The sequence below is a fragment of the Maribacter sp. UH1 genome (assembly GCF_056839145.1).
Genome location: NZ_CM166387.1, coordinates 2,034,446 through 2,056,699 on the forward strand (window position 1 = coordinate 2,034,446; position 22,254 = coordinate 2,056,699).

General features: G+C 30.9%; 20 protein-coding genes. All 20 read left to right on the forward strand.

Features of this window, described 5'->3' with window-relative positions:
• Window positions 1-71: 71 nt before the first annotated feature.
• Window positions 72-944 carry a M23 family metallopeptidase gene (locus UH1x_RS08870; RefSeq protein ID WP_482626242.1) on the forward strand — a complete coding sequence of 291 codons (873 nt, stop codon included), beginning with the start codon at window positions 72-74 and terminating at the stop codon, window positions 942-944.
• A gap of 6 nt (window positions 945-950) precedes the next feature.
• Window positions 951-2,456, forward strand: a complete 1,506-nt coding sequence (locus UH1x_RS08875; RefSeq protein ID WP_482626243.1) for a GH3 family acyl-acid amido synthetase — start codon at window positions 951-953, stop codon at window positions 2,454-2,456.
• A 46-nt stretch (window positions 2,457-2,502) separates the two neighbouring features.
• Window positions 2,503-4,185, forward strand: a complete 1,683-nt coding sequence (locus tag UH1x_RS08880; RefSeq protein ID WP_482626244.1) for a DUF6909 family protein — start codon at window positions 2,503-2,505, stop codon at window positions 4,183-4,185.
• Entirely contained in the window at window positions 4,186-5,181 is a 996-nt protein-coding gene (locus UH1x_RS08885) for a hypothetical protein (RefSeq protein WP_482626245.1), read from the forward strand.
• A gap of 3 nt (window positions 5,182-5,184) precedes the next feature.
• Window positions 5,185-6,189: a dTDP-glucose 4,6-dehydratase gene (gene rfbB / locus UH1x_RS08890; RefSeq protein WP_482626246.1), complete on the forward strand. Its 1,005-nt coding sequence runs from the start codon at window positions 5,185-5,187 to the stop codon at window positions 6,187-6,189.
• A 3-nt stretch (window positions 6,190-6,192) separates the two neighbouring features.
• Window positions 6,193-7,053, forward strand: a complete 861-nt coding sequence (gene rfbA, locus UH1x_RS08895; RefSeq protein WP_482626247.1) for a glucose-1-phosphate thymidylyltransferase RfbA — start codon at window positions 6,193-6,195, stop codon at window positions 7,051-7,053.
• The gene (gene rfbC, locus UH1x_RS08900; RefSeq protein WP_482626248.1) at window positions 7,050-7,595 is read left to right on the forward strand and encodes a dTDP-4-dehydrorhamnose 3,5-epimerase; all 546 of its coding nucleotides are present in this window, start codon (window positions 7,050-7,052) and stop codon (window positions 7,593-7,595) included. The genes rfbA and rfbC overlap by 4 nt, the downstream gene beginning before the upstream one ends.
• Complete coding sequence (gene rfbD, locus UH1x_RS08905; protein WP_482626249.1) at window positions 7,592-8,377, forward strand: dTDP-4-dehydrorhamnose reductase; 786 nt, start codon at window positions 7,592-7,594, stop codon at window positions 8,375-8,377. Before rfbC ends, rfbD begins: the two co-directional genes overlap by 4 nt.
• A gap of 182 nt (window positions 8,378-8,559) precedes the next feature.
• Complete coding sequence (locus UH1x_RS08910; RefSeq protein WP_482626250.1) at window positions 8,560-9,930, forward strand: MBOAT family O-acyltransferase; 1,371 nt, start codon at window positions 8,560-8,562, stop codon at window positions 9,928-9,930.
• A complete protein-coding gene (locus tag UH1x_RS08915) occupies window positions 9,896-11,353 on the forward strand; it encodes a hypothetical protein (protein ID WP_482626251.1) in 1,458 nt (485 codons plus the stop codon). Before UH1x_RS08910 ends, UH1x_RS08915 begins: the two co-directional genes overlap by 35 nt.
• A 101-nt stretch (window positions 11,354-11,454) precedes the next feature.
• Window positions 11,455-12,036: an acyltransferase gene (locus UH1x_RS08920; RefSeq protein ID WP_482626252.1), complete on the forward strand. Its 582-nt coding sequence runs from the start codon at window positions 11,455-11,457 to the stop codon at window positions 12,034-12,036.
• 23 nt (window positions 12,037-12,059) lie between these two features.
• Entirely contained in the window at window positions 12,060-13,154 is a 1,095-nt protein-coding gene (locus UH1x_RS08925) for a DegT/DnrJ/EryC1/StrS family aminotransferase (protein ID WP_482626253.1), read from the forward strand.
• Entirely contained in the window at window positions 13,155-14,090 is a 936-nt protein-coding gene (locus UH1x_RS08930; protein WP_482626254.1) for a Gfo/Idh/MocA family protein, read from the forward strand.
• Between the two features lie 15 nt (window positions 14,091-14,105).
• Window positions 14,106-15,386 (forward strand): lipopolysaccharide biosynthesis protein, encoded by a 1,281-nt coding sequence (locus tag UH1x_RS08935; RefSeq protein ID WP_482626255.1) that lies wholly within the window; start codon window positions 14,106-14,108, stop codon window positions 15,384-15,386.
• The gene (locus tag UH1x_RS08940; RefSeq protein ID WP_482626256.1) at window positions 15,386-16,567 is read left to right on the forward strand and encodes a hypothetical protein; all 1,182 of its coding nucleotides are present in this window, start codon (window positions 15,386-15,388) and stop codon (window positions 16,565-16,567) included. Before UH1x_RS08935 ends, UH1x_RS08940 begins: the two co-directional genes overlap by 1 nt.
• Window positions 16,560-17,051, forward strand: a complete 492-nt coding sequence (locus UH1x_RS08945; RefSeq protein ID WP_482626257.1) for a DapH/DapD/GlmU-related protein — start codon at window positions 16,560-16,562, stop codon at window positions 17,049-17,051. The genes UH1x_RS08940 and UH1x_RS08945 overlap by 8 nt, the downstream gene beginning before the upstream one ends.
• Window positions 17,051-18,457 (forward strand): polysaccharide deacetylase family protein, encoded by a 1,407-nt coding sequence (locus tag UH1x_RS08950; protein WP_482626258.1) that lies wholly within the window; start codon window positions 17,051-17,053, stop codon window positions 18,455-18,457. Before UH1x_RS08945 ends, UH1x_RS08950 begins: the two co-directional genes overlap by 1 nt.
• Before the next feature lie 27 nt (window positions 18,458-18,484).
• Entirely contained in the window at window positions 18,485-19,732 is a 1,248-nt protein-coding gene (locus UH1x_RS08955; protein ID WP_482626259.1) for an O-antigen ligase family protein, read from the forward strand.
• Window positions 19,716-20,999, forward strand: coding sequence for a hypothetical protein (locus UH1x_RS08960; protein ID WP_482626260.1), 1,284 nt, complete (start codon window positions 19,716-19,718; stop codon window positions 20,997-20,999). The genes UH1x_RS08955 and UH1x_RS08960 overlap by 17 nt, the downstream gene beginning before the upstream one ends.
• A gap of 116 nt (window positions 21,000-21,115) precedes the next feature.
• Window positions 21,116-22,243, forward strand: coding sequence for a glycosyltransferase family 4 protein (locus tag UH1x_RS08965; protein WP_482626261.1), 1,128 nt, complete (start codon window positions 21,116-21,118; stop codon window positions 22,241-22,243).
• Window positions 22,244-22,254 lie beyond the last annotated feature (11 nt).

Here is a 22,254-nt window from a genome sequence, read left to right on the forward strand (position 1 = left end):
TGAACAACTCTTTGTAAATTATTCATTTTAAAGAAGGTCTAAAATTAAATTCTAAGTTTATCTTTGTTAAGATGGCCAAAAAGAAAGTCAAAAAAAGAAAGGAAATAAAAAGGAAGCTTCTTCATAAGTATCGTTTGGTAATACTAAACGAAAGTACTTTTGAAGAGAAAATTTCTTTTAAGTTAAGTAGACTTAATGTATTTGTGACGGGATCACTATTTATGATTACCTTAATAGGGCTTACAACACTACTTATTGCCTTTACGCCATTACGAGAATATATACCGGGTTATTCATCTACTAGACTGAAAAAGGAAGCTACAGAACTTACCTATAAAACAGATTCTTTAATTAGAACTTTAAATTATACCAATAAGTATTTGGAGAATATTCGTATGGTATTAAAGGGTGATATTGAAAATAACGTTGTTAATAGAGATTCTCTTTTTCAACAGTTTAAATTAGATCCCGCTTCAGTAGATTTAAACCCCATAAAAGAAGATTCGTTATTACGGGCTGAAGTTGCACTAGAAGACAAATACAACTTATTCGAAAGAACCATCGATAAGAAGAACTTGGTATTGTTTACTCCCGTTTCAGGTTCGGTCTCCATGGGCTTCAATCCTAATGAAAAACATTATGCAGTGGATATCACTGCAAAAACCGATAGTCCGGTAAAGGCAGTTGCAAACGGTACGGTCATTTTTTCTGAATGGACGGCAGATACCGGGTATGTAATTATAATTGAACACGAAGGCGGATTGTTAAGTGTGTATAAACACAATGGTTCTTTGTCTAAATATCAAGGTAATATTGTAAGAGGCGGTGAAGTAATAGCTGCAGTCGGTAATACCGGTGAATTCACTACGGGACCACATTTACATTTTGAAATTTGGGACAACGGAACACCTATTGATCCTTTAAATTATATAGATTTTAATTAGAACAAAATGTCTTTAAAGACCATTGCTGCCAAAATATTTGCACACCGTATCGCTAAAAGAACCGATAGGTGGGTCAGTAATCCTATTGAAACCCAAGAAAAAGTTTTTAATGAACTTATTGCTAAAGGCAGTGAAACAAAATTCGGTAAAGACCACAATTTCAAAACAGTAAAAACACATAACGATTTTATCGCTCAGGTTCCTATTAGAGATTATGAAGAGCTGAAGGATTATGTGAATTTATCGGTCGCTGGGCAAGAAGATATTCTATGGCCGGGAAAACCATTATACTTTGCGAAAACCTCTGGTACTACTTCTGGAGCAAAATTTATTCCCATTACAGAAGGTAGTATTAAAGAACAAGTAAAAGCATCTAGAAATGCCATTCTTAATTACATACATGAAAGTGGTAATGCAGATTTTGTAACCGGTAAAATGATATTTTTACAGGGCAGCCCTGTTCTAACAGAGAAAAACGGAGTAAAATTAGGTAGGCTTTCTGGTATTTCGGCACATTATGTTCCTAATTATTTGCAGAAAAATAGAATGCCAAGTTGGGAAACCAATTGTATTGAAGATTGGGAAACTAAGGTAAATGCCATTGTAGAAGAAACCAAGAATGAAGATATGACGGTAATTGCCGGCATACCATCATGGGTTCAAATGTACTTTGAAAAATTAAAGGAAAATACCAATGAGTATGTAGGTGATTTATTCAAGAATTTTGAGCTATTTATCTATGGCGGAGTAAACTATGAACCATACCGAAAGAAATTTGAGACGTTAATTGGTAGAAAGGTAGCTAGTATAGAACTGTTTCCGGCAAGTGAAGGCTTTTTTGCCTATCAGAATTCTCAAACCGAAAAAGGAATGTTGCTGCTTTTAGATGCAGGCATATTTTATGAGTTTGTAAGATCAGATGAATTTTTTGACGAACACCCTAAAAGAATCACTTTAAAAGATGTTGAGATAGGCGTTGATTATGTCATGATTATTACCACCAATGCTGGGTTATGGGCATATAACCTAGGTGATACCATTCGGTTTATTTCAACTTATCCTTTTAAAATTGTGGTCTCTGGGCGTATAAAACATTTTATATCTGCTTTTGGGGAGCATGTTATTGCCAAAGAAGTGGAAGAGGCTATGTTGGTAGCTACAAAGGCAACCGATGCCAGTGTAAGTGAATTTACGGTGGCACCACAAATTACTCCGAAAGAAAATGAATTGCCTTATCACGAGTGGTTTATAGAATTTGAGAAATTACCATCTGATATGGCGCTATTTATACAAGAATTAGATTCAGCACTTCAAAAACAAAACAGTTATTATTATGACCTTATTGTAGGTAAGGTGCTGCAAACTTTAAAAGTAACCGCTGTGGAAAGTGGAGGATTTTTAGAGTATATGAAATCAATAGGTAAGCTCGGTGGACAAAACAAAGTTCAGCGGCTATCTAACGACCGAAAAGTGGTTGAGGGCCTGTCAAAATATAAGGCTGATAACAACTAGCTTTTAAATAACAAATTATAAATCGTAATTTCGTTTGAAATCATAAATGGGAAAAGCAATTACAACAACAAGAGCGCAAGAGTCTACAAATGCCATAGAACGCATGTATATTACTATGCGTCATCTTTTTAATAGAGGTTTTTATAAACCAAACGGAGTTTCAGGTGAAGCATTGAAAAATGCCTTACTGCAACTAAGACCAGAAATATATGGCTCTGTAGGGGAAGAGAAAGCTGAATTAAACGGACTTATATACGTTTTAGAAAGATTACCTGAAGGAATAGAACAATGTTCATTCATAAATTTAACTTCAGATGAAGGGTATGGTATTTCTCATATAAACCCGATCATTCCGCCAAAAAGAAGGAGAAACTGCTATCGTATAGACGAAGAGCAGATGAATATTGAAATCACTAGAGGTCGTTCAGATATCTATGATATTCTTACGCACCTTACTTTTCTGTTCATTGAATCTGAGAAAATATGTAAGCGTGTTTTAATAACAGATACAGAAAGAACGATAAGAGATTGGGCTAAACTTGAAGCTGCGGTTCAAAAAGAGGATTTGACCCAGGCAGAGAGAGAAATTGCACTTATACATACAGCTAACATTTTAGGTAGGTCTTTTGAAGAAATTTTAGAAGTCTATAAAAAGTTCAGCACTAAAAGTAATCCAGATAGATTTCTAAATGTTATTTATTGGTTAGGCAAACTAGCTTTAGACGAAGAAATCTCAGGTGAAAAAAGAGCAGTTACATTTAGTGCTTTGCTGAGAGAGCGTTTAGGGCATCATATTCATGGAGAAAGATGGGCAAATAACATAAAGGAGGTTTTAACCAAAAACAACCTGATGCATAGACCAATTCATATTATCTCTGCGAATATGCATAGTGTCATGAATTCATTATTTGCGAAGGCAGCCTTAAAAAAGGAGTTCCCAAATACAGACTCATTAGAAATTTTTGAAGCACTTAGTAGTTCTGGTAATGCGGCACTAAGGAAGAAAGTTACCGACCTGGCCGAGAAGAATGGTATGATTATTATGGATGATACCTCTGGAACAAATATAGATGTACAGATTTTTGATACGGCAAAAATTAAGATCAACAATTGTTCGTATGAATTTTCTGAAGAAGAGGTTGATAAAAAACCTGTTATATTTGTAATGGATTACGCATTTGGCGAGCAAGCTTATGAAACAATTGATGAGTTATTGAAACCGTACAATACTAAAAAGAACAATGTGTCTTTGATAAATGTTGATTCTGTTTCAATAATGGGAAAAGCAGGTATTTTGGAAGGCGGAAAAGGAGATTTAATGATTCCGTCAGCACATATTTTTGAAGGTACAGCAGATAATTATCCTTTTAAAAATGAATTGTGTGCCAAAGACTTTGAAGGTTACGGTTTAGAGGTTTTTGAAGGAACTATGGTGACAGTTTTAGGAACATCTCTTCAAAACAAAGATATTCTTAAGTTCTTTCATAAATCAACTTGGAATGTAATCGGTTTAGAGATGGAAGGTGTGCATTACCAAAAAGCAATACAGTCTGCCTCTAAAATTAGAAAGAGTATAGGTGAAGATGTAAAAGTACGTTATGCTTATTATGCATCAGATAACCCTTTAGAAACAGGAAGTACATTAGCTTCAGGAGGATTAGGTACAACAGGAGTAAAACCTACATACTTAATTACTGATAAAATTTTAAAGCAAATTTTTAATACATAAATGGCAAGTAATCAAACACCATCTACACAAAACAATTCCGATGAAATTGATTTGGGACAATTATTTCAATTAATAGGAAGGGGCTTTAATGCTATTTTTCGTTGGATTCTAAGAGTATTCTTATACCTTAAAAAGAACATGCTTTTACTTATTGGTCTAGTAGTTGTTGGACTTGCAATTGGTTACGGTTTAAACCAAATTATTTCCAAAAAGTATAAAACAGAGGTGATTGTCAAACCGCAAATAGAAAGTAAAAACTACTTGTATGATGTTGTAAGTGAAATTCAATCTAATATAAAATCAAAGGACACTTTATTTTTTAAATCTATAGGTGTTGAAAATATTGATTTCAAGGGCTTAAATGTAGAGATTAATCGTGTTGTAGAAATAGGTAATACAGAAAATGATATTAAATATTTAGAATTGCTGCAAAGTTTTGAAAACACTAACGCAATTTCAGATATAGTTAGAGCTGAGTTGCAGAATAAAAGTTCATTTAATCATAGGATTACTTTTTATTATAAGGATGCAACTTTTGGTAAACAATTTGCCGAAAAAGTATTGAATTATATTAATACTAATACTTATTTTAATGGTCTTCTTGAAGTTTATAATGGTAACGCAAAAAATCGTATCGAGGAGAATCAAAAACTATTAGTTCAAGTAGATCAAATTATAACTAATTATACGAGTGGGCTAGCTGGTAAAGAGAAGATTTCTTCGAATGAAAAAATTATTTTAGATAATCAAGAACAAGTAAACATTGCTGATTTATTTGAATATAAGACGAGACTTATAAGAGATATTGAAGCTAAGAAGTTAGAATTGAAGGAGCGAACATTACCAGTAAGTATTATTAATTTGGGGCAAGCTCAAATAGAACATAAATCTTTTTTTGGTAAAAGTATTGTTTTGATTCCTATAATATTTATTTCGGCTTTCTTCATCTTGTCGGCACTAATATATTTAAACAAAAAAGCAAAAACTATATTGTAATTTATGGTTGACCACCAATCTAACAAGACAATTTTAATTACTGGTGGCGCTGGTTTTATAGGAAGCAACTTTATACCTTTCTTTTTAGATAAAAATCCTAGTATCAAAGTCGTAAATTTAGATGTATTAACTTATGCAGGAGATTTAGATAATCTTCTGGAAGTAAATCTCAATCCTAATTATACATTTGTTAATGGCGATATATGCGATGATGTTTTGGTAAAGCAATTATTTGAGAAGTATAATATTTCTGGTGTAATAAATTTCGCAGCGGAATCTCATGTAGATAACTCTATTAATTCTCCTAGACAATTTATAAAAACAAATATTGAGGGTACTTTTAATTTATTAGAGGCTGCTAGAAAATATTGGAACGGGAAGAATTATAGATTTCATCACATTTCTACTGATGAGGTGTATGGTTCATTAGGGCAAGATGGATTTTTTACAGAGACATCGAATTATCGACCTAACAGCCCTTACAGCGCATCTAAAGCATCTTCGGATTTTTTGGTTAGAAGCTATTATCATACGTATGGTATGAACGTAGTGACCAGCAATTGTTCTAATAATTATGGGCCAAAACAGCATGATGAAAAATTGATTCCCACAATTATTAGGTCAGCCATAAAAGGTCTAAAGATTCCTATATATGGAAATGGAAAAAACATAAGGGATTGGTTGTTTGTTAATGATCATTGTACAGGTATAGACACTATTTACCATAAGGGAAAAGCAGGAGAAACTTATTTATTAGGAGGAAATAATGAATATGATAATCTAACTATAGCAAATAAAATTTGTGATATTTTAGATGTAAAAAGCCCAAAAAATAATGGAAGTTATAGTGATCAGATTCAATTTGTTGAAGATCGCTTAGGACATGATTTTAGGTATGCAATTGATGCGTCAAAGGCTTCAAAAGAACTAAGTTGGAATGCCAATGAAAGCTTTGATACTGGTCTAGAGAAAACTGTAGAATGGTATTTAAAAAAATATCAACTCTAATATATGAAAGGAATCATACTCGCAGGTGGTACTGGATCACGTTTATGGCCATTGACAAAGGCTTTAAGTAAGCAACTCATGCCTATTTATGATAAACCAATGATATATTACCCCTTGTCTACTTTGATGACAACAGGCATTCGCGAAATTTTAATCATTACTACTCCAGAAGATTTACCTTTATTTAAAAAGTTACTTTCAGACGGTAGTCAGTTGGGTTGTAGATTTGAATATGCCGTTCAATCAGAACCCAAGGGACTAGCAGAAGCATTTATTATAGGGAAAAAATTTATTGGCTCAAGCAAAGTAGCATTGATACTTGGTGATAATATCTTTTATGGTAATGGTCTTGAAAAATTGTTGAAAGAAAATTATAAGCCAGACGGGGGTGTTATCTACGGATATCACGTTAATAATCCCAGAAGATACGGTGTCGTAGAGTTTGATGCTAAGGGGAAAGCTATTTCAATTGTTGAAAAACCTAAAACCCCTAAATCTAATTACGCCATTCCAGGAATTTATTTTTATGACAATGAAGTAATTGAAATTGCAGAAAACATAGAACCTAGCAGTAGAGGTGAATTAGAAATTACAGATGTTAATGTTGCTTATTTAGAAAAGGGAAAGTTACAAGTAAGCGTTCTTGATAAGGGAATTGCATGGCTTGATACCGGTACATTCAGTTCTCTAATGCAAGCTTCTCAATTTGTTCAAGTAATAGAAGAGAGACAAGGATTAAAAATTGGTTGTATAGAAGAAGTAGCTTTTACTCAGGGCTTTATTGATGAAAAGCAACTTGAAAAACTAGCAAAACCTTTGTTAAAGAGCGGTTATGGGGAATATTTAATGAATATGATTAAATGAAAATAACCGAAACCAAGCTAAAGGGTTGTTTAATTCTAGAGCCTCAAATTTTTGAAGATAATAGAGGTGTCTTTTTTGAGGTCTTTAAAAAAAAGGAACTTGAAAGTTTTTTAGGGTATGAAGTAGATTTTGTACAAGAGAACACATCTATCTCTAAGAAAGGAGTTTTAAGGGGCTTACATTTTCAAACAGGAGATAGCGCGCAAGCAAAGTTAGTTTCTGTACAAAAAGGTAAGGTAGTTGATGTTATCGTTGATGTTAGGTCAGATAGCGCATCATATGGACAACACATTAAGATAAACTTATCTGAGACAAATAAAAAAAGTATTTTTATACCAAAAGGTATGGCTCACGGTTTTTTAGCTCTTACCGATCAAGTGGTGTTCAATTATTTATGTGATGACTATTATAACCCTGATCAAGAGTCGGGCATTTTATATAATGATCCTGATTTGGCTATAGATTGGAATTATCCCTTGTCAGAATTAATAATTTCAGATAAAGATTTGGTTTTGCCTAGTTTCAAAGAAATGATAGTATGAAGAAGGTATTAGTAACAGGCGCAAATGGCCAGCTTGGGCAGTGCTTACAGAAAATTGCTCCTAACTATAAGAACTATACTTTTGTTTTTAAGAATTCCAAAGACTTGGATATTACGAATAAGGAGCAAATGAGATCTTTTTTTGCAGTAGATGATTTTGATTATTGTATAAATTGTGCCGCCTATACAGACGTTGAGCAAGCCGAGAAAACCCCAGATATTGCTTATAAGGTCAATGCAGAGGGGGTTAAAAATCTTGCATTAATATGTAGTGAAAACGATACACGACTAATACATATTTCTACGGATTATGTATTTGATGGCGAGACAAATAAACCTTATACAATAGATGACATTCCAAATCCAATTAATGAATATGGCAAATCTAAATTATTAGGAGAAAAATATATTCAAGAGATAATGGAAGATTATTCTATTATTAGAACTTCCTGGTTATATTCAGAATTTGGGAAGAATTTTTATACTACAATTTTGAGTAAAGCGAAGGCAGGGGAAAATCTTTCAGTAACCGACGAACAAACTGGTTGTCCTACAAATGCAAATAATTTAGCTCTGAAAGTATTAAAAATGATATCAAATCAGAATAAATTTATTGGAATTATTCATTTTACTGATGGTATAGTACTTAATTGGTTTCAGTTCGCAAAGAAAATATTGGTAGATAATAATTTATCAAATAAAGTGCTGCTTGAAAAAGCGAAGAATTATCGTACATTTGCTATTAGACCTAAATACAGTGTATTAGGCCGAAAAGACTATTAATAATTTGAATGCTTTTTTCTGTAGTCTTATAAAAATAATTGACTATTCTCATAATTAAAACGTAAATGCTATTCAATTCTGAGAATTATCTTATTTTTTTTCCAGTTGTTACTTTAATTTTTTTTTTATTATCTAAAAAAATTAAATGGTTTTGGCTCTTATTGGTAAGTTATTACTTTTACATGAGCTGGAGTCCTTCTTATGCCTTACTAATATTTTCTTCTACAGTAATTACGTATTTAAGCGGTATTTTCATAGGGCGGATAAATGAAAATTCTGATAACTTCGAGCTTAATTTACGGAAGAAAAAGATATTTGTAGCTATTAGTTTTATTTCCAATCTTTCACTTTTGTTTTTTTATAAATATTATGATTTTATCGATGATAATATAGCTGAACTTGGAAAAACATTGGGATTTGCTTGGACTAAACATGAATATAATATATTACTACCGGTGGGTATATCCTTTTATACCTTTCAAGCTCTAGGTTATACTATGGATGTTTATAGAGGTAAACTAAAACCCGAAAAGCACTTTGGTATTTATGCATTGTTTGTTTCTTTTTTCCCTCAATTAGTTGCGGGTCCTATAGAAAGATCGACAAGTTTATTGCCACAATTTAAATTAATTAAAAAATTTGATTTTGAAAGAATCAAATCAGGTCTGTTGTTAATGTTATGGGGTTATTTTCAAAAGGTAGTTATAGCCGATAGACTTGCTGTAATTACAAATACCGTTTACAATGCCCCAACGGATTATGTAGGAGTTCAATATATTCTAGCGACTTTCTTTTTTGCTTTCCAGATATTTTGTGATTTCTCAGGTTATTCAGATATAGCCATTGGTTCTGCAAAAGTTTTGGGTTTTGATCTAATGAGGAATTTTGATAGACCATATTTTTCTAAATCCCTACGTGAATTTTGGAGGCGTTGGCATATATCTTTATCGACTTGGTTTCGAGATTATGTTTATTTTCCGCTTGGAGGCAGTAAAGTAGGAAAAATTAAAGTTTATAGAAATATTGCAATTGTCTTTTTAGTAAGTGGTCTATGGCATGGTGCCAATTGGACATTTGCAATATGGGGTGGTTTACATGGTGCATATCTGATTATTGAGGAAATTACTTCTCCTCTTTCAAAGCGTGTTCTAAATAAATTCAACCTGAACTATGATAGTTTTTCTTTTAAGTTCTTTCAAGTAAGTAAAACATTTTTATTGGTATGTTTTGCATGGATTTTTTTTCGAGCAAACACTGTTAATGATGCATTTTATATAATTAAGCATCTTTTTGTACAAAATTGGAGTACTTTATTTGGGCAGGAACTATTTAATCTAGGTTTAGATAAAGAAGATTTTAGCATTGCTCTTATAAGTTTGTTAATACTATTAACGGTTCATTTAATTCAACGCAGTTATAATATTACTTTTTGGATTAAAAATCAATGGTTACCTATTAGATGGTCGTTGTATTTATGTATGATAATTTTTATTTTGATTTTTGGTTATTATGGTAGTAATGAGAAAGCACAATTTATATACTTTCAGTTTTAAATTATTATCAGTAGTAAGTTTCTTAGTTGTTTTTGGATATGTTTTTTCCTCAACACAGAAAATTTTTACTGAATTTGATGATATACAACAACGTTGGGAAAGCTTTTATAAATTACCGAAAAAAAGTTTAGATATACTTGTTTTAGGTAATTCGCATGCTTATTCTACCTATGACCCCAATATAATTGATGTAATTTGTAAAACAAATAGTTTTATACTTGCCAGTAACTCTCAAAATATAGAACAGGTATATTATAATTTAAATGAAGCTTTAAAGTTTCAAAGACCCAAAATTGTAATTATTCAGCTCTCCACTTTAACAGGTAGTAGTTGGAAATCTGAAAAGGGAGATTATAGAGTTTATTCTAACCTTGATGGAATGCGCTTTTCCTTAAATAAAATTCAAGCTGTTCTCGCTCAAAGACCAACTGATGATTTTTTCAATAGTATGTTTTCGTTTTTTAGAAATCATAATAATTGGAAAGATTCAGAGATTATAAATACAAATTTAGAAAGAATTGAACTAAAAAAATATTTAGATTTTAGGGGCTTTTCTCCAAGAAAAAGCGAAATGAATAACAAAACAGCAAAGAAATATGAGGAACAAGAGTTTTCTGATATGTCCAAGTATGTAATTAGTAAGAATGATAATAAATACTTGCAAAAGATAAATGATTTATCTAAAAAGGAAAAATTTAAGATACTATATGTTATGAGCCCTAAGTATAGCGATATACTTAATCCAACTTATGTAGAAAAATTTAAGACGATTCAAAATGTACTACCAGAGCCAGAAAATTTTATAGATTTTAATGTTATTTCCGATAAAATTGGAATAGAGAAAAAAAGTTTTGAAAATGGATTTATTTCTTATCAACATACTAGTTACTATGGTGCAGTTCAAGTTAGCACCTATTTGGGAAGACTTTTAAAATCTAAATATTTAATTCAAAAAATAGATAAAAACTCTAGTTACTGGATAGATAGGATGAAGCTTAAGAAAGAGTTCTATTTATATGATACATTGACTAATAAAGAAAGCGAATTTACTATTGAAATTGGAAAAAACTTAAATCTCTTTAATGATCTTAAAGTTAGGCATGCCTATCTTCTTAAAAGTATAAACGGCAAAAGTGAATTAATATTAGAATTTGATAAAAGCAATAATTTCGATTTGCTATCCAAATATAAATTTTATGTACACCTACACCCTAAAGAAATAGAACTCGATAAAAAAACTTTTGAAAATTTTGACTTTCATCCTAAAGTTTTACCTACAAGCAATGGATACTATGTTAGTCGTGAGATTGATAGCGATATTATAAATGTTGAAAAATTAAATGTAGGTTTATTTAAAAGTGGATTGAAAAAGAGTAACGTAATTTCTAAGGTTGATTTTTCTTTGGAAAATCAATCAAAATAAATTGTTTTCTTTTCATTTTATTTTGATTCTTGGAATTAATACATGTTAAATATTTACATTCGTAAAAAGTCTAACATTTCAATTAACAAATTTAATGGTCTATGACGGAAACCAATTACTTTTCACACGAAACTGCTGTTATAGACGATGGTTGTGAAATAGGAAAAGAAACTAAAATTTGGCACTTTTCGCACATTATGCCTAATTGTAAAATTGGGGAGAAGTGTAATATTGGACAGAATGTGGTTGTCTCACCAAAAGTTATTTTGGGTAATAATGTTAAGGTTCAGAACAATGTATCAATATATACTGGTGTAATTTGTGAGGATGATGTTTTTCTTGGACCATCAATGGTTTTTACTAATGTCATTAACCCAAGAAGTGCCATAATTCGACGAGATAGTTATCAAAAAACATTAGTAAAAAAAGGTGCTTCTATTGGTGCCAATGCCACAATTGTTTGTGGGAATCCTATTGGAAAATATTGTTTAATTGGTGCTGGCGCAGTTGTAACGAAAGAAGTTGCCGATTATGCCCTAATAGTAGGTAATCCTGGTAAGCAAATTGGTTGGGTAAGCGAATATGGGCATCGATTAGAGTTTTCTAATAATAATTCTGCTATTTGCTCTGAAAGTAAACAGGAATATAGATTGGAGAACGAAAAGGTATATAGAATTAAGTAGTAGTATAGAAATATTGATTATTTATGAAAATTGATTTTGCCAATCTAGATAAAGCCTATCAGGAACATAGTTCTGAATTTGAAATTGCGGCATTAGATGTAATGTCTTCAGCAAGATATATATTAGGTAAGGATACAGATAATCTTGAAACATCTTTACAAGACTTTGTGAAGAGTGATTATGCATTAGGTGTTTCTTCTGGTACAGATGCTCTATTATTAGCGATGATGGCACTTGGTATTCGTGGTGGAGACGAAATAATTACCACTCCGTTTACTTTTATAGCGACTGCGGAAACTATCGCCTGTTTAGGAGCAAAACCTGTTTTCGTTGATATCGATGAGAAAACTTTTAATATTGACCCGTCCAAAATTGAAGATGCAATTACAGAGAAGACAAAAGCTATAATGCCGGTTTCCCTTTATGGTCAAATGGCAGATATGAACACTATAAATGATATAGCAGTTAAACACAATTTATTTGTAATAGAAGATGCTGCACAAAGTTTTGGCGCATTGTACAAAGGTAAACGTAGCTGTTCAATGTCTACTGTGGGTTGTACAAGTTTTTTTCCAGCAAAGCCATTGGGCTGTTTCGGTGACGGTGGGGCATTATTCACTCAAGACCAAGCGCTTTATGAGAAAATGAAAGCCATGCGTGTACATGGTCAAGTAAAACGGTACACTCATAAATATATTGGTATGGGAGGTAGACTTGACAATTTGCAAGCCGCAATCTTAAATGTTAAGCTCAAATATTATGAAAATGATATAGAGCGAAGACAAAATGTTGCCAAAATGTATGATAAAATGCTTTCTGGTTTTGTGTCAACACCAATTGTTAAAGAAGATAGAACATCAGTTTACGCACAATATACTGTAAGAGTTAAAAATAGGGTAAACGTTCAAAAAAACTTAAAAGCAGCAGGAATTCCTACGGCTGTACATTATCCTATTCCTATGCATCTACAAGAATGTTTTTCTTATCTGGGCCATAAAAAAGGTGATTTTCCAATTAGTGAAATATGTGCAAATGAAGTCATGAGCTTACCTATGAACCCATACTTAAATAAAGACGAAATAGAATATATAACTTCAAATTTGATAAAAACTTTATAAATGAAAAACTTCGCATTAATAGGAGCAGCTGGCTATATAGCTCCAAGGCATATGAAAGCCATAAAGGATACAGGAAATAACTTATTAACCGCTTTTGATAAAGGTGATAGTGTTGGGGTTATTGATTCTTATTTTCCAAGTGCAGATTTTTTTGTTGAATTTGAGCGTTTTGATAGACATATAGAAAAATTAAAATATGAATCTGATACTTATCTTGATTATGTAAGTATTTGCTCTCCTAATTACTTACATGATGCTCATATTCGATTTGCTTTGCGAAGTGGTGCTGATGCTATTTGTGAAAAACCTCTGGTTCTAAATCCATGGAACATTGATAAATTGCAACATGTTGAAGAAAAAACAGGGAAGAAAATTTATAATATTCTTCAATTACGTGTTCACCCTAGTATAATTGCTTTACGTGAAAAAGTAATGAATGCGAAGAAGGATACAAAATTTGAAGTTGACCTTACTTATTTAACATCAAGAGGGCACTGGTATCATACATCTTGGAAGGGAGACAAATCAAAATCCGGAGGAATAGCAACTAATATTGGCGTACATTTTTATGATATGCTTTCATGGATTTTTGGAGATGTTCAAGAAAATATTGTGCATGTTCATGAAGAAGATCGCGCAGCGGGTTATTTGGAATTTGAAAATGCGAGGGTTAAATGGTTTCTTTCCATAAATTCAGACTATTTACCAAAAGAAATTAAAGACAAAGGTCAAACTACATTTAGATCAATTACTATAAATAATGAAGAATTAGAATTTAGTGGAGGTTTCACTGATTTGCACACTATGGTTTATAAAGATATTCTTGCAGGTAATGGTTATGGTGTAGATGCAGCTAGAACAGCAATTGAAATAGTACATGATATTCGAAACTCTAAACCTGTTGGGTTGAAAGGGGAATATCACAGTTTTTTATAATTACCATTTCTGATTTTGAAAAAACTTGGAGAGAGTTTCCGTAAGATAGTTAAGTCTGAGTTTACAAAAAATGTTCTCACGTTAACATCGGGTACAGCTTTGGCACAAATAATACCTTTGCTTCTTGCCCCGATTCTTTCTAGAATATACTCTCCAGAAGATTTTGGAAGATTAGCATTATATCTTGCTATCGTTCAAATTTTAAGTTCTATTTCCAGTGGTCGTTATGAACTTGCAATAATGCTACCTAAAGAAAGAAAAAAAGGAGTTCAATTAACTTTATTGGCTATTTTTATTACATTATTTTTCTCTTTGTTTGTGCTAATTATCGTTATTTGTTTTCCCGAGGAGATAGCGAAATTATTAGGAGATGAAAAATTAAAGTATTGGTTATATCTAGTTCCTCTTAGTATTTTTATGATGGGTAGTTTTAACGCTTTAAATTACTATAATACTAGAGAGAAGAAATTTAAGGTAATAGCAACTGCAAATGTTTTTAAGGCTATTGGAGGTAGTTTTTCTCAATTTATGTTGGGAGTGTTGAAATATACTTCAGGCGGCTTAATTTTAGGTCAAGTTTCTTCACATTTATTTGGAAATCTAAAAATGGTTAGAACATTTTTGGAAAACAAAGCACTGATTAAAACAGTAACTAAAACCGATTTAAAATCACTTGCTTTTAGATATATTGACTTTCCAAAATTTTCATTATGGGCTATATTCATGAACACAGCATCAACAAATTTGATTAACTTTTTCATAGCTAGATTTTATAGTTTAGGTTCATTGGGGCACTTTTCATATGCCAATCGTTATTTAGGATTTCCAATAACCTTAATTGGAAATTCTATAGGTCAAGTATATTTTCAGAAAATAGCTAAGAATAAAGACGACAAAAAAGTTTCAATACGTATTTTTTACGACGCGATAAAAAGACTCACAATAATTGGGATGTTGTTATTTTTACCATTGTACTTTATTATTGAGGAACTTTATGCATTTGTTTTTGGAGAAGAATGGCGTATTGCCGGTCAATACGCCAAAATATTGGTGCCACTTGTTTTTATGAGATTTGTTGTAATTCCATTAACTATTACAAATAGTGTCTTTGAAAAACAAAAGATATCTTTTTTTTGGCAATTAGGTCTAATGCTGCTTACCATAGGAATACTATTATATTCCAAACAGTTTAATTTAAGTATCTCTAATCTTCTTTGGATGCAAACAATATGTCTGTTTCTTTATTATTTACTTTTATTGTACATAATTCAACGTGTAATTTTGAAGAAAATATAATGGATAAAAACTGTGCAGTAATTTTAGGAGGTTATGTAAATGGTTATTCTATTATTCAAGAGCTTCATCATTTTGGCGTAGAGAATATAGTTCTTCTTTACCATGGCAGCCAGATTGGTAAATTCAGTAATATGCCAAAGGAGAAATTGAAAATTGGTACTGGTAGTGAAGATTTATTGCATAGTTTAAACAATTTACATAAGCGCTATGAAAAACTGGTTTTATTTCCTACCGATGATCATCAAATGGAAAACCTACTAACGTTAAAAAGTGAAATCGAAAAATTTTGTTTTTTACCTTTTAATGATAAAAATTTAAACCAGGTTGCAGATAAGGCTATTCAATATGAATTTTGTCAAAAACTAGGCGTACCTTTTCCTAAAACAATAGAAATAAAAGGTTTAAATGATATAACGAAATTAGGGTCGTTACAGTTGCCAATAATAATTAAACCAAATAAAAGAGAAGATTTAAGAATAAAAGTTTTTAGATCAATTAGTATTAGTAGTAAATCTGATTTAAATGAGTTGGAGTTTACAATTCAGCCTTTTGTAGAGCAGGGAATAACTTTTATTGCTTCGGAAATTATACCAGGTCATACAAACGGTACTATATACGCTTATACGGCCTATAGAAGTGAGAAAACGCGTAGAATAGAAAACGAATGGGTAGGGAAAAAGTTAACTCAGTTTCCTAATGATTATGGGGTTTTTGCCTCAGCATCTAATAAGGCTCCAGCTATAATAGCAGAACAAGGCAGAAAATTATTGAATGGAATGTCTTTATATGGTATTTGTGAGCCAGAATTTAAATACGATGAGCGAGATGGTCAGTATAAACTTATGGAAATTAATTTAAGATCTATGATGTGGCATCGTACAGGTTTTTTGTCTGGAGTGTATTTACAGTATAGCCAATGGTGTGATGCCATTGGTCTTCCAATACCTAAGTATGAGCAAAATAAAGAATTGATTCATTTTTGCTATCTTAAACACGAAATAATCAATCTATTTACTAGAAAAGATTATTTTAAATATTTTAAAGAAAACTTAAAATTTAAAAATAGCACATTAGCACTTTGGCGTTTAAAGGATCCGCTGCCTTTTATAGTTGATCAGTTTTATACTGTTGTATCTTTGTTTAAGTTGTTGATGAGGAAAATAACTTCAAAAAATGCCTAAAACGATACTTAATAGAGTAAGGTTATTTTATAAAAAAGCAAAGTTCAAAAAAAAGGGTGTTTATTTTTATAACAATACCACTTTTAGTAATGTTTCCTTTAGTGGCACCGCTGTTATAGAACCGTATTGTAGATTGGTAGGAAATCCAAATATTAAAATTGGATCTAAATTCTACCTTAATGCAAATTGCCATTTATTAGGTGATATATCTATTGGAGACAATGTTATGATTGGACCAAAAACTATGATTTGGAGTAGAGACCATGGTATTGAAATAGGTAGTCCAATGAATAGCCAACCACATATTGAAAAACCAATTTGTATAGGAAATGATGTATGGATAGGTGCAGGAGTAATTATACTTAAAGGGGTCGTAATTGGCAATGGAGCAGTAATAGGAGCGGGTTCAGTTGTGACTAAAAGTATACCTGAAAATGCCATTGCAGTTGGCAACCCAGCTAAGGTCGTTAAATTTAGAATATAATGTTTAAGGTTTATACTAGTTCTATATGTCTATCTGAGAAAAGATATATAATTGATCTTATATTAAATAGATTTTTAGGAATTGAATTTGATTTAATTGAAGATGATTCTTTAACTACAATTGAAATAGTAAAAGAGGATAAAAAACTAATTACCAATACAGATTTTTTTGAACAATTTAAAGATGAAGAGTGGTTGTCTAAAGAAACGATGCCTAAATCACCTTTAAATGTTTTTTCATTTCAGAACGACGAACAATCGCCTATAAATTTACCTGTGATTTATGGAAAAAATGAAATTGTTAGTATAAATAATCGTACTGAATTTGGAATAGATATTTTTGGATCAAGTTTTTTTATGTTATCAAGGTATGAAGAGCTAGTGTTGACTGAAAAAGATAGACATTTACGGTTTTCTGCAAAATCATCCATTGCTTACAAAGAAGGCTTTATTGATACGCCTATTGTTGATCAATATATAGAAATATTTTGGCAACAGATTGTTTTATTATGGCCAATGACAAGCAGAAAAGAAACGACTACACAGTTTTTTATAAGTTGTGATGTTGATCACATCTGCGATAAAGGAATAAGATTTCCTGGTCTACTAAAACGTTTGGCTGCTGATTTGTTTAGGCGCAAATCAATAATTCAATTTACAAATTCCTTAAAAACATTTTTTGCAGTTAGTATTTTTGGAAATATGAATAAAGATCCATTTAATACTTTTGACTTCATGATGGACCAATGCGATGAAAATGGTCTTAAAATGGCTTTTTATTTTATTCCTAGAAAATCCAAAAAACCTATCGACGGAGATTATAATATTGAAAGCGAAGAAGTTTTACAACTTATGCGAAATATAATTGAAAGAGGTCATGAAATTGGCTATCATGGAAGTTATGACTCTTACAATAATCAAAGTAAAACAATTGAAGAAGTTAATTTGCTAAAAAAGGTTTATGCCAAAGCTGGAGGACACCCAAAGGAGATAAAGGGAGGTAGGCAACATTATTTAAGGTGGCAAACAGGTATTACAGAGAAAAACTGGTTAGCTGCAGGCATGGAGTATGACAGCACATTAGGCTATCCTGAATCTGTAGGTTTTAGATCAGGCACTAGCCGTGAGTATTTTTTTTATGATTCTACAAATAGAGTTCCTATTTCATTAATAATACGGCCGTTAATTATGATGGAAGTTTCAATGTTTAATAGGGCTTATATGAATTTGAATATTGATGAAGGTATTTTACTTGCAAATAAATTGATTAATAATGCGGCGGATACTAATCTAAATTTCAACTTGTTATGGCATAACTCCACATTTAATACAAAAACGGAGAAAATGGCATTTAAAAAAATATTAAGTTTTATGCGGGTAATTAATAAAGAAACTTTATTAAAATAAACCTGTTGTTTTATTTATAAACGCCGAATGAAATTAGCAATTCAAAGAATTAACATAAATGACTTACCTTTTTTAGGGGCCTTAGTTTATGCGTTTAGCTTTTCATTTTACCCTCTAGCGGGAACATTGGCTATGATTCTTTGGGTTATACTTACAATAATTACATCTTTTAAAACTCGGATTTATAATAATTTAGAATTATTATTCCCAGTATTTTTATTTTTGACCTATGCTCTTAGTATGGTTTTAACTTCTTTTTCGGTTGATATTTTACAGCGCAAACTTTCGCTTTTAATATTTCCAATAGTTTTCTTTTTTAATAGGTTTTCATTGAAGCAAAAAGAAAAGATTTATTTAGCAATAATATATGGATTGGTATTTACCTCAATAACCTGCTTATTTATAGCTGCGTATAAATCTATTCATTTCGATAGTGGAGAATTACGTTTTACTGCGAATGTCCAAGAAGGTAGAGGTTTTATGGAGTCTATAGTTTTTGGAGGAAATTACTTTTTTGGTAGGTTTTATTCTTTCTTTCACCAAACAGTATATTTTTCACTTTATCTATGTGCAGGAATATCTATATTACTTTTCTTAAAAATTAATTTACTTAAAACGGTACGCATCGGTCTTATTCTTTATTTTATGCTGATTGTTTTTATGATTTCGAATAAAGCTGGCTTTTTGGTTTTAACTTTAATTTTATTAATTAAACTATTATCATTAAAGTATAGTATTTTTATAAAACTATTGGCATTCATATGTTTATGTTTATGCATGATAGTTTTGGGCTATAATAGCCCTAGAGTAAAAGCAAGTTTTAAAAAACTAGGGTCAGAACAATTATTACTCGATAAGAATGCTAGATATGACTATAAAACTCGCTTACTTTCTTGGGACGCGGCTATTAGATTAATTAAACATAGCCCAATAATAGGATACGGGCCTAATGAAACACAAGACAAACTAAATGAAGTCTACTTTAATAGAGGATATAAGTACCCTTTAAAAAATAGCTATAATGCCCACAACCAGTTTTTCCAGATCTGGTTAGAAAACGGATTACTTGGGTTCATTGGATTTGTTTTATTATTTATATTTTTACTTAAGCAATGCATTGAAAAACCAGAAGAACGTATGTTTTTTCTAGCTTCTTTTGTTTTGTTATTTGTCAATGCTTTTTTTGAGAGTTACTTTAATCGATTTTCAGGAATTTCTTTTTTTACTTTTTGGTGGTGTATTATAATATCAAATTTCGATGAAACTAAAGATTAAATTTTCTCCATCAATAACTCTTTGGTTATATTATTTACTACTCAGTACTTTATATCATTTAGAGGTTAAGCATTATTTTTATTGGGTAAATATAGCTAATAAATTAGATGGAAGTTTTGATTTTTCAACCTCAAGGTTTGCAATAAGTACCATTATACTTGCTATTAATATCAAAGGATTAATTTCTAGAAAATCTAAAGGATTGATTTACCCTATCGTTACAGTAGTAATGGTATTACTTACTATTCCTTCATTAATAGCATATACATCTAAATCGATGTACCCAACTAAACTTTTAATTTACCACCAGTTGTTGTTTTGGGCTCTTCTACTAATTGGTTCTATTAAGATTAAATCACTGGTAAAATTGCCGACAATTAATAGGAAGCAAACATTATTGTTATTTTTAGGAATAACTTTAGTCGGGATAATACCTTACTTAATAGCTTACGGACCATATTTAAATCTAAAAAATCTCTTATTAATAGATGTTTATAAAACTCGAGCACAAGTAGCCGGTATTAAAAATCCTTATTTTGGTTATACTTATTCTCTATTCACTAAAATTATAATACCCTTATTACTTGTTTTTTCTTTAGAGATGAAAAAGAAAATAATTGTCTTAATAAGTATAATTTTATTGATACTATTTTATATGTTTGGAGCTCATAAATCTGTTTATTTAGGCTTTATTTTTATACTTATTTTTTACAAATTCACATATAATGAAATTGTAAGTAAAATGCTGTTATTTTTAAATTTACTGGTGATTGTAGCATTGGTTTTATCCTTTTTCTCCTTTGATTATCTATGGATTCTGACAGTTAGAAGGATTCAGTTTATACCTACTTTATTAGATATTTGTTATTTGGATTTTTTTAAAGACGCACCTATTTATTGGTCAGAATCAATTTTTGGAAAATTTATTGATTATCCTTACGATTATAGAAGTACGCGTATCATTGGTCAAGGTTATTTTGGTCGTTTAGATATGTCTGCGAACAATGGATTAATTTCTGACGGATATATGAATGCCAATTCAATTGGTGTAATTATCAATATTTTTTTAGTATCTCTGTTTTTTATGGTTCTAAATAATTTAAAGATTCCATCTAAATATTTTGGTTTATATTTCAGGGTGACGTTATCATTTATAAGTTCTTCATTAATTACTGTTATGTTGACTCACGGTGCTTTTTTTCTAATAATTGTTTCTATATTTATTTTAAGAGAAAACAAAACAAAATCACTTTCATCTGAGAGGTAGGTGAGTTCTCCGGTTTGTTTTTTTAAGCTAAATATAAAAGGTTAAGATTGTTTTTTGTCTTATTCTTTTACTATTCATTGAAACGTTATTTTTGCATAAAGAACCTATTAAACAGTATGGCTAAGATTAGAATATGTCACATTACTACAGTTCATAATAGATATGACACAAGAGTTTTTGTAAAGGAATGTCAGTCATTAACGGAATACGGATATGAAGTTTGTTTGATTGTAGCAGACGGAAATGGAAATGAGACAGTAGATGGTGTGCAAATATTTGACATAGGAAAACCTAAAAACAGAGTTAAACGTATTTTAAACTTTAGATCTATTGCTTATGAAAAGGCTTTAAGTTTAAATGCCAGTTTATATCATTTTCATGATCCCGAATTATTGAAGATTGGTAAAAATCTTCGTAAAAAAAATAAAATTGTAATATATGATTCGCATGAAGATGTTCCAAGACAAGTTTTAGACAAGGCTTATATACCACCTTTCTTAAGAAAAGTAATCTCTGGTATAATTGAAAGATATGAAGATAGTGTTGTTTCCAAATTGTCTGGAGTGATAACTGTTACACCTAATTTGGAGAGGCGTTTTTTAAAAAATAATTCTAAGGTTGTTCAAATATGTAATTTTCCTAAAATAAAAGAACTTGAAAGTCATGGTAATGAGAATATACAGAAAGAAAATGCTGTTTGTTACGTTGGTGCCATATCTAAAGTAAGGGGAATTTTAAATATGGTTAGTGCAATGAAATTTACTGATAATATTAAATTATTATTGGGTGGTAAATTTGAGAATGAAGAATTGAGAATGAAATCATTAGATAATGAAGGTTGGAAAAACGTAGCTGAACTCGGTTTTTTAAATAGAAATCAAGTCAAAACAACTTTACAGAAATCTATTGCAGGCTTAGTAGTTCTTGAACCCACAAAGAGTTATTTAGACAGTATCCCAGTTAAAATGTTCGAGTATATGATTTCTGGGATACCAGTAATTGCCTCAGATTTTCCTTATTGGAGAGAATTAATTGAACATGTTGATTGTGCTTATTTTGTAGATCCCAAAAATCCAAAGGAAATAGGAAAGGCTATTAAGGATTTAGTTCATAATAAAGATAAATCCCAAGAAATGGGAGAACGTGGTCGTAGGGCGGTTTATGATAAGTTTAATTGGAATATAGAAGAAAAGAAACTATTACATTTTTACAATATGTTGTTGAAAAGTACAGTAATAAATTGATATTTTAATAC

What these genes read in the sequence shown, in the direction of transcription:
- UH1x_RS08940 (WP_482626256.1), top strand. Translation starts at nt 15,386, where the DNA reads ATGGATAAAAACTGTGCAGTAATTTTAGGAGGTTATGTAAATGGTTAT.
- UH1x_RS08910 (WP_482626250.1), top strand. Translation starts at nt 8,560, where the DNA reads ATGAGCTGGAGTCCTTCTTATGCCTTACTAATATTTTCTTCTACAGTA.
- rfbB (WP_482626246.1), top strand. Translation starts at nt 5,185, where the DNA reads ATGGTTGACCACCAATCTAACAAGACAATTTTAATTACTGGTGGCGCT.
- UH1x_RS08875 (WP_482626243.1), top strand. Translation starts at nt 951, where the DNA reads ATGTCTTTAAAGACCATTGCTGCCAAAATATTTGCACACCGTATCGCT.
- UH1x_RS08925 (WP_482626253.1), top strand. Translation starts at nt 12,060, where the DNA reads ATGAAAATTGATTTTGCCAATCTAGATAAAGCCTATCAGGAACATAGT.
- rfbD (WP_482626249.1), top strand. Translation starts at nt 7,592, where the DNA reads ATGAAGAAGGTATTAGTAACAGGCGCAAATGGCCAGCTTGGGCAGTGC.
- UH1x_RS08960 (WP_482626260.1), top strand. Translation starts at nt 19,716, where the DNA reads ATGAAACTAAAGATTAAATTTTCTCCATCAATAACTCTTTGGTTATAT.
- UH1x_RS08950 (WP_482626258.1), top strand. Translation starts at nt 17,051, where the DNA reads ATGTTTAAGGTTTATACTAGTTCTATATGTCTATCTGAGAAAAGATAT.
- UH1x_RS08915 (WP_482626251.1), top strand. Translation starts at nt 9,896, where the DNA reads ATGAGAAAGCACAATTTATATACTTTCAGTTTTAAATTATTATCAGTA.
- UH1x_RS08885 (WP_482626245.1), top strand. Translation starts at nt 4,186, where the DNA reads ATGGCAAGTAATCAAACACCATCTACACAAAACAATTCCGATGAAATT.
- UH1x_RS08930 (WP_482626254.1), top strand. Translation starts at nt 13,155, where the DNA reads ATGAAAAACTTCGCATTAATAGGAGCAGCTGGCTATATAGCTCCAAGG.
- rfbA (WP_482626247.1), top strand. Translation starts at nt 6,193, where the DNA reads ATGAAAGGAATCATACTCGCAGGTGGTACTGGATCACGTTTATGGCCA.
- rfbC (WP_482626248.1), top strand. Translation starts at nt 7,050, where the DNA reads ATGAAAATAACCGAAACCAAGCTAAAGGGTTGTTTAATTCTAGAGCCT.
- UH1x_RS08955 (WP_482626259.1), top strand. Translation starts at nt 18,485, where the DNA reads ATGAAATTAGCAATTCAAAGAATTAACATAAATGACTTACCTTTTTTA.
- UH1x_RS08920 (WP_482626252.1), top strand. Translation starts at nt 11,455, where the DNA reads ATGACGGAAACCAATTACTTTTCACACGAAACTGCTGTTATAGACGAT.
- UH1x_RS08880 (WP_482626244.1), top strand. Translation starts at nt 2,503, where the DNA reads ATGGGAAAAGCAATTACAACAACAAGAGCGCAAGAGTCTACAAATGCC.
- UH1x_RS08870 (WP_482626242.1), top strand. Translation starts at nt 72, where the DNA reads ATGGCCAAAAAGAAAGTCAAAAAAAGAAAGGAAATAAAAAGGAAGCTT.
- UH1x_RS08965 (WP_482626261.1), top strand. Translation starts at nt 21,116, where the DNA reads ATGGCTAAGATTAGAATATGTCACATTACTACAGTTCATAATAGATAT.
- UH1x_RS08945 (WP_482626257.1), top strand. Translation starts at nt 16,560, where the DNA reads ATGCCTAAAACGATACTTAATAGAGTAAGGTTATTTTATAAAAAAGCA.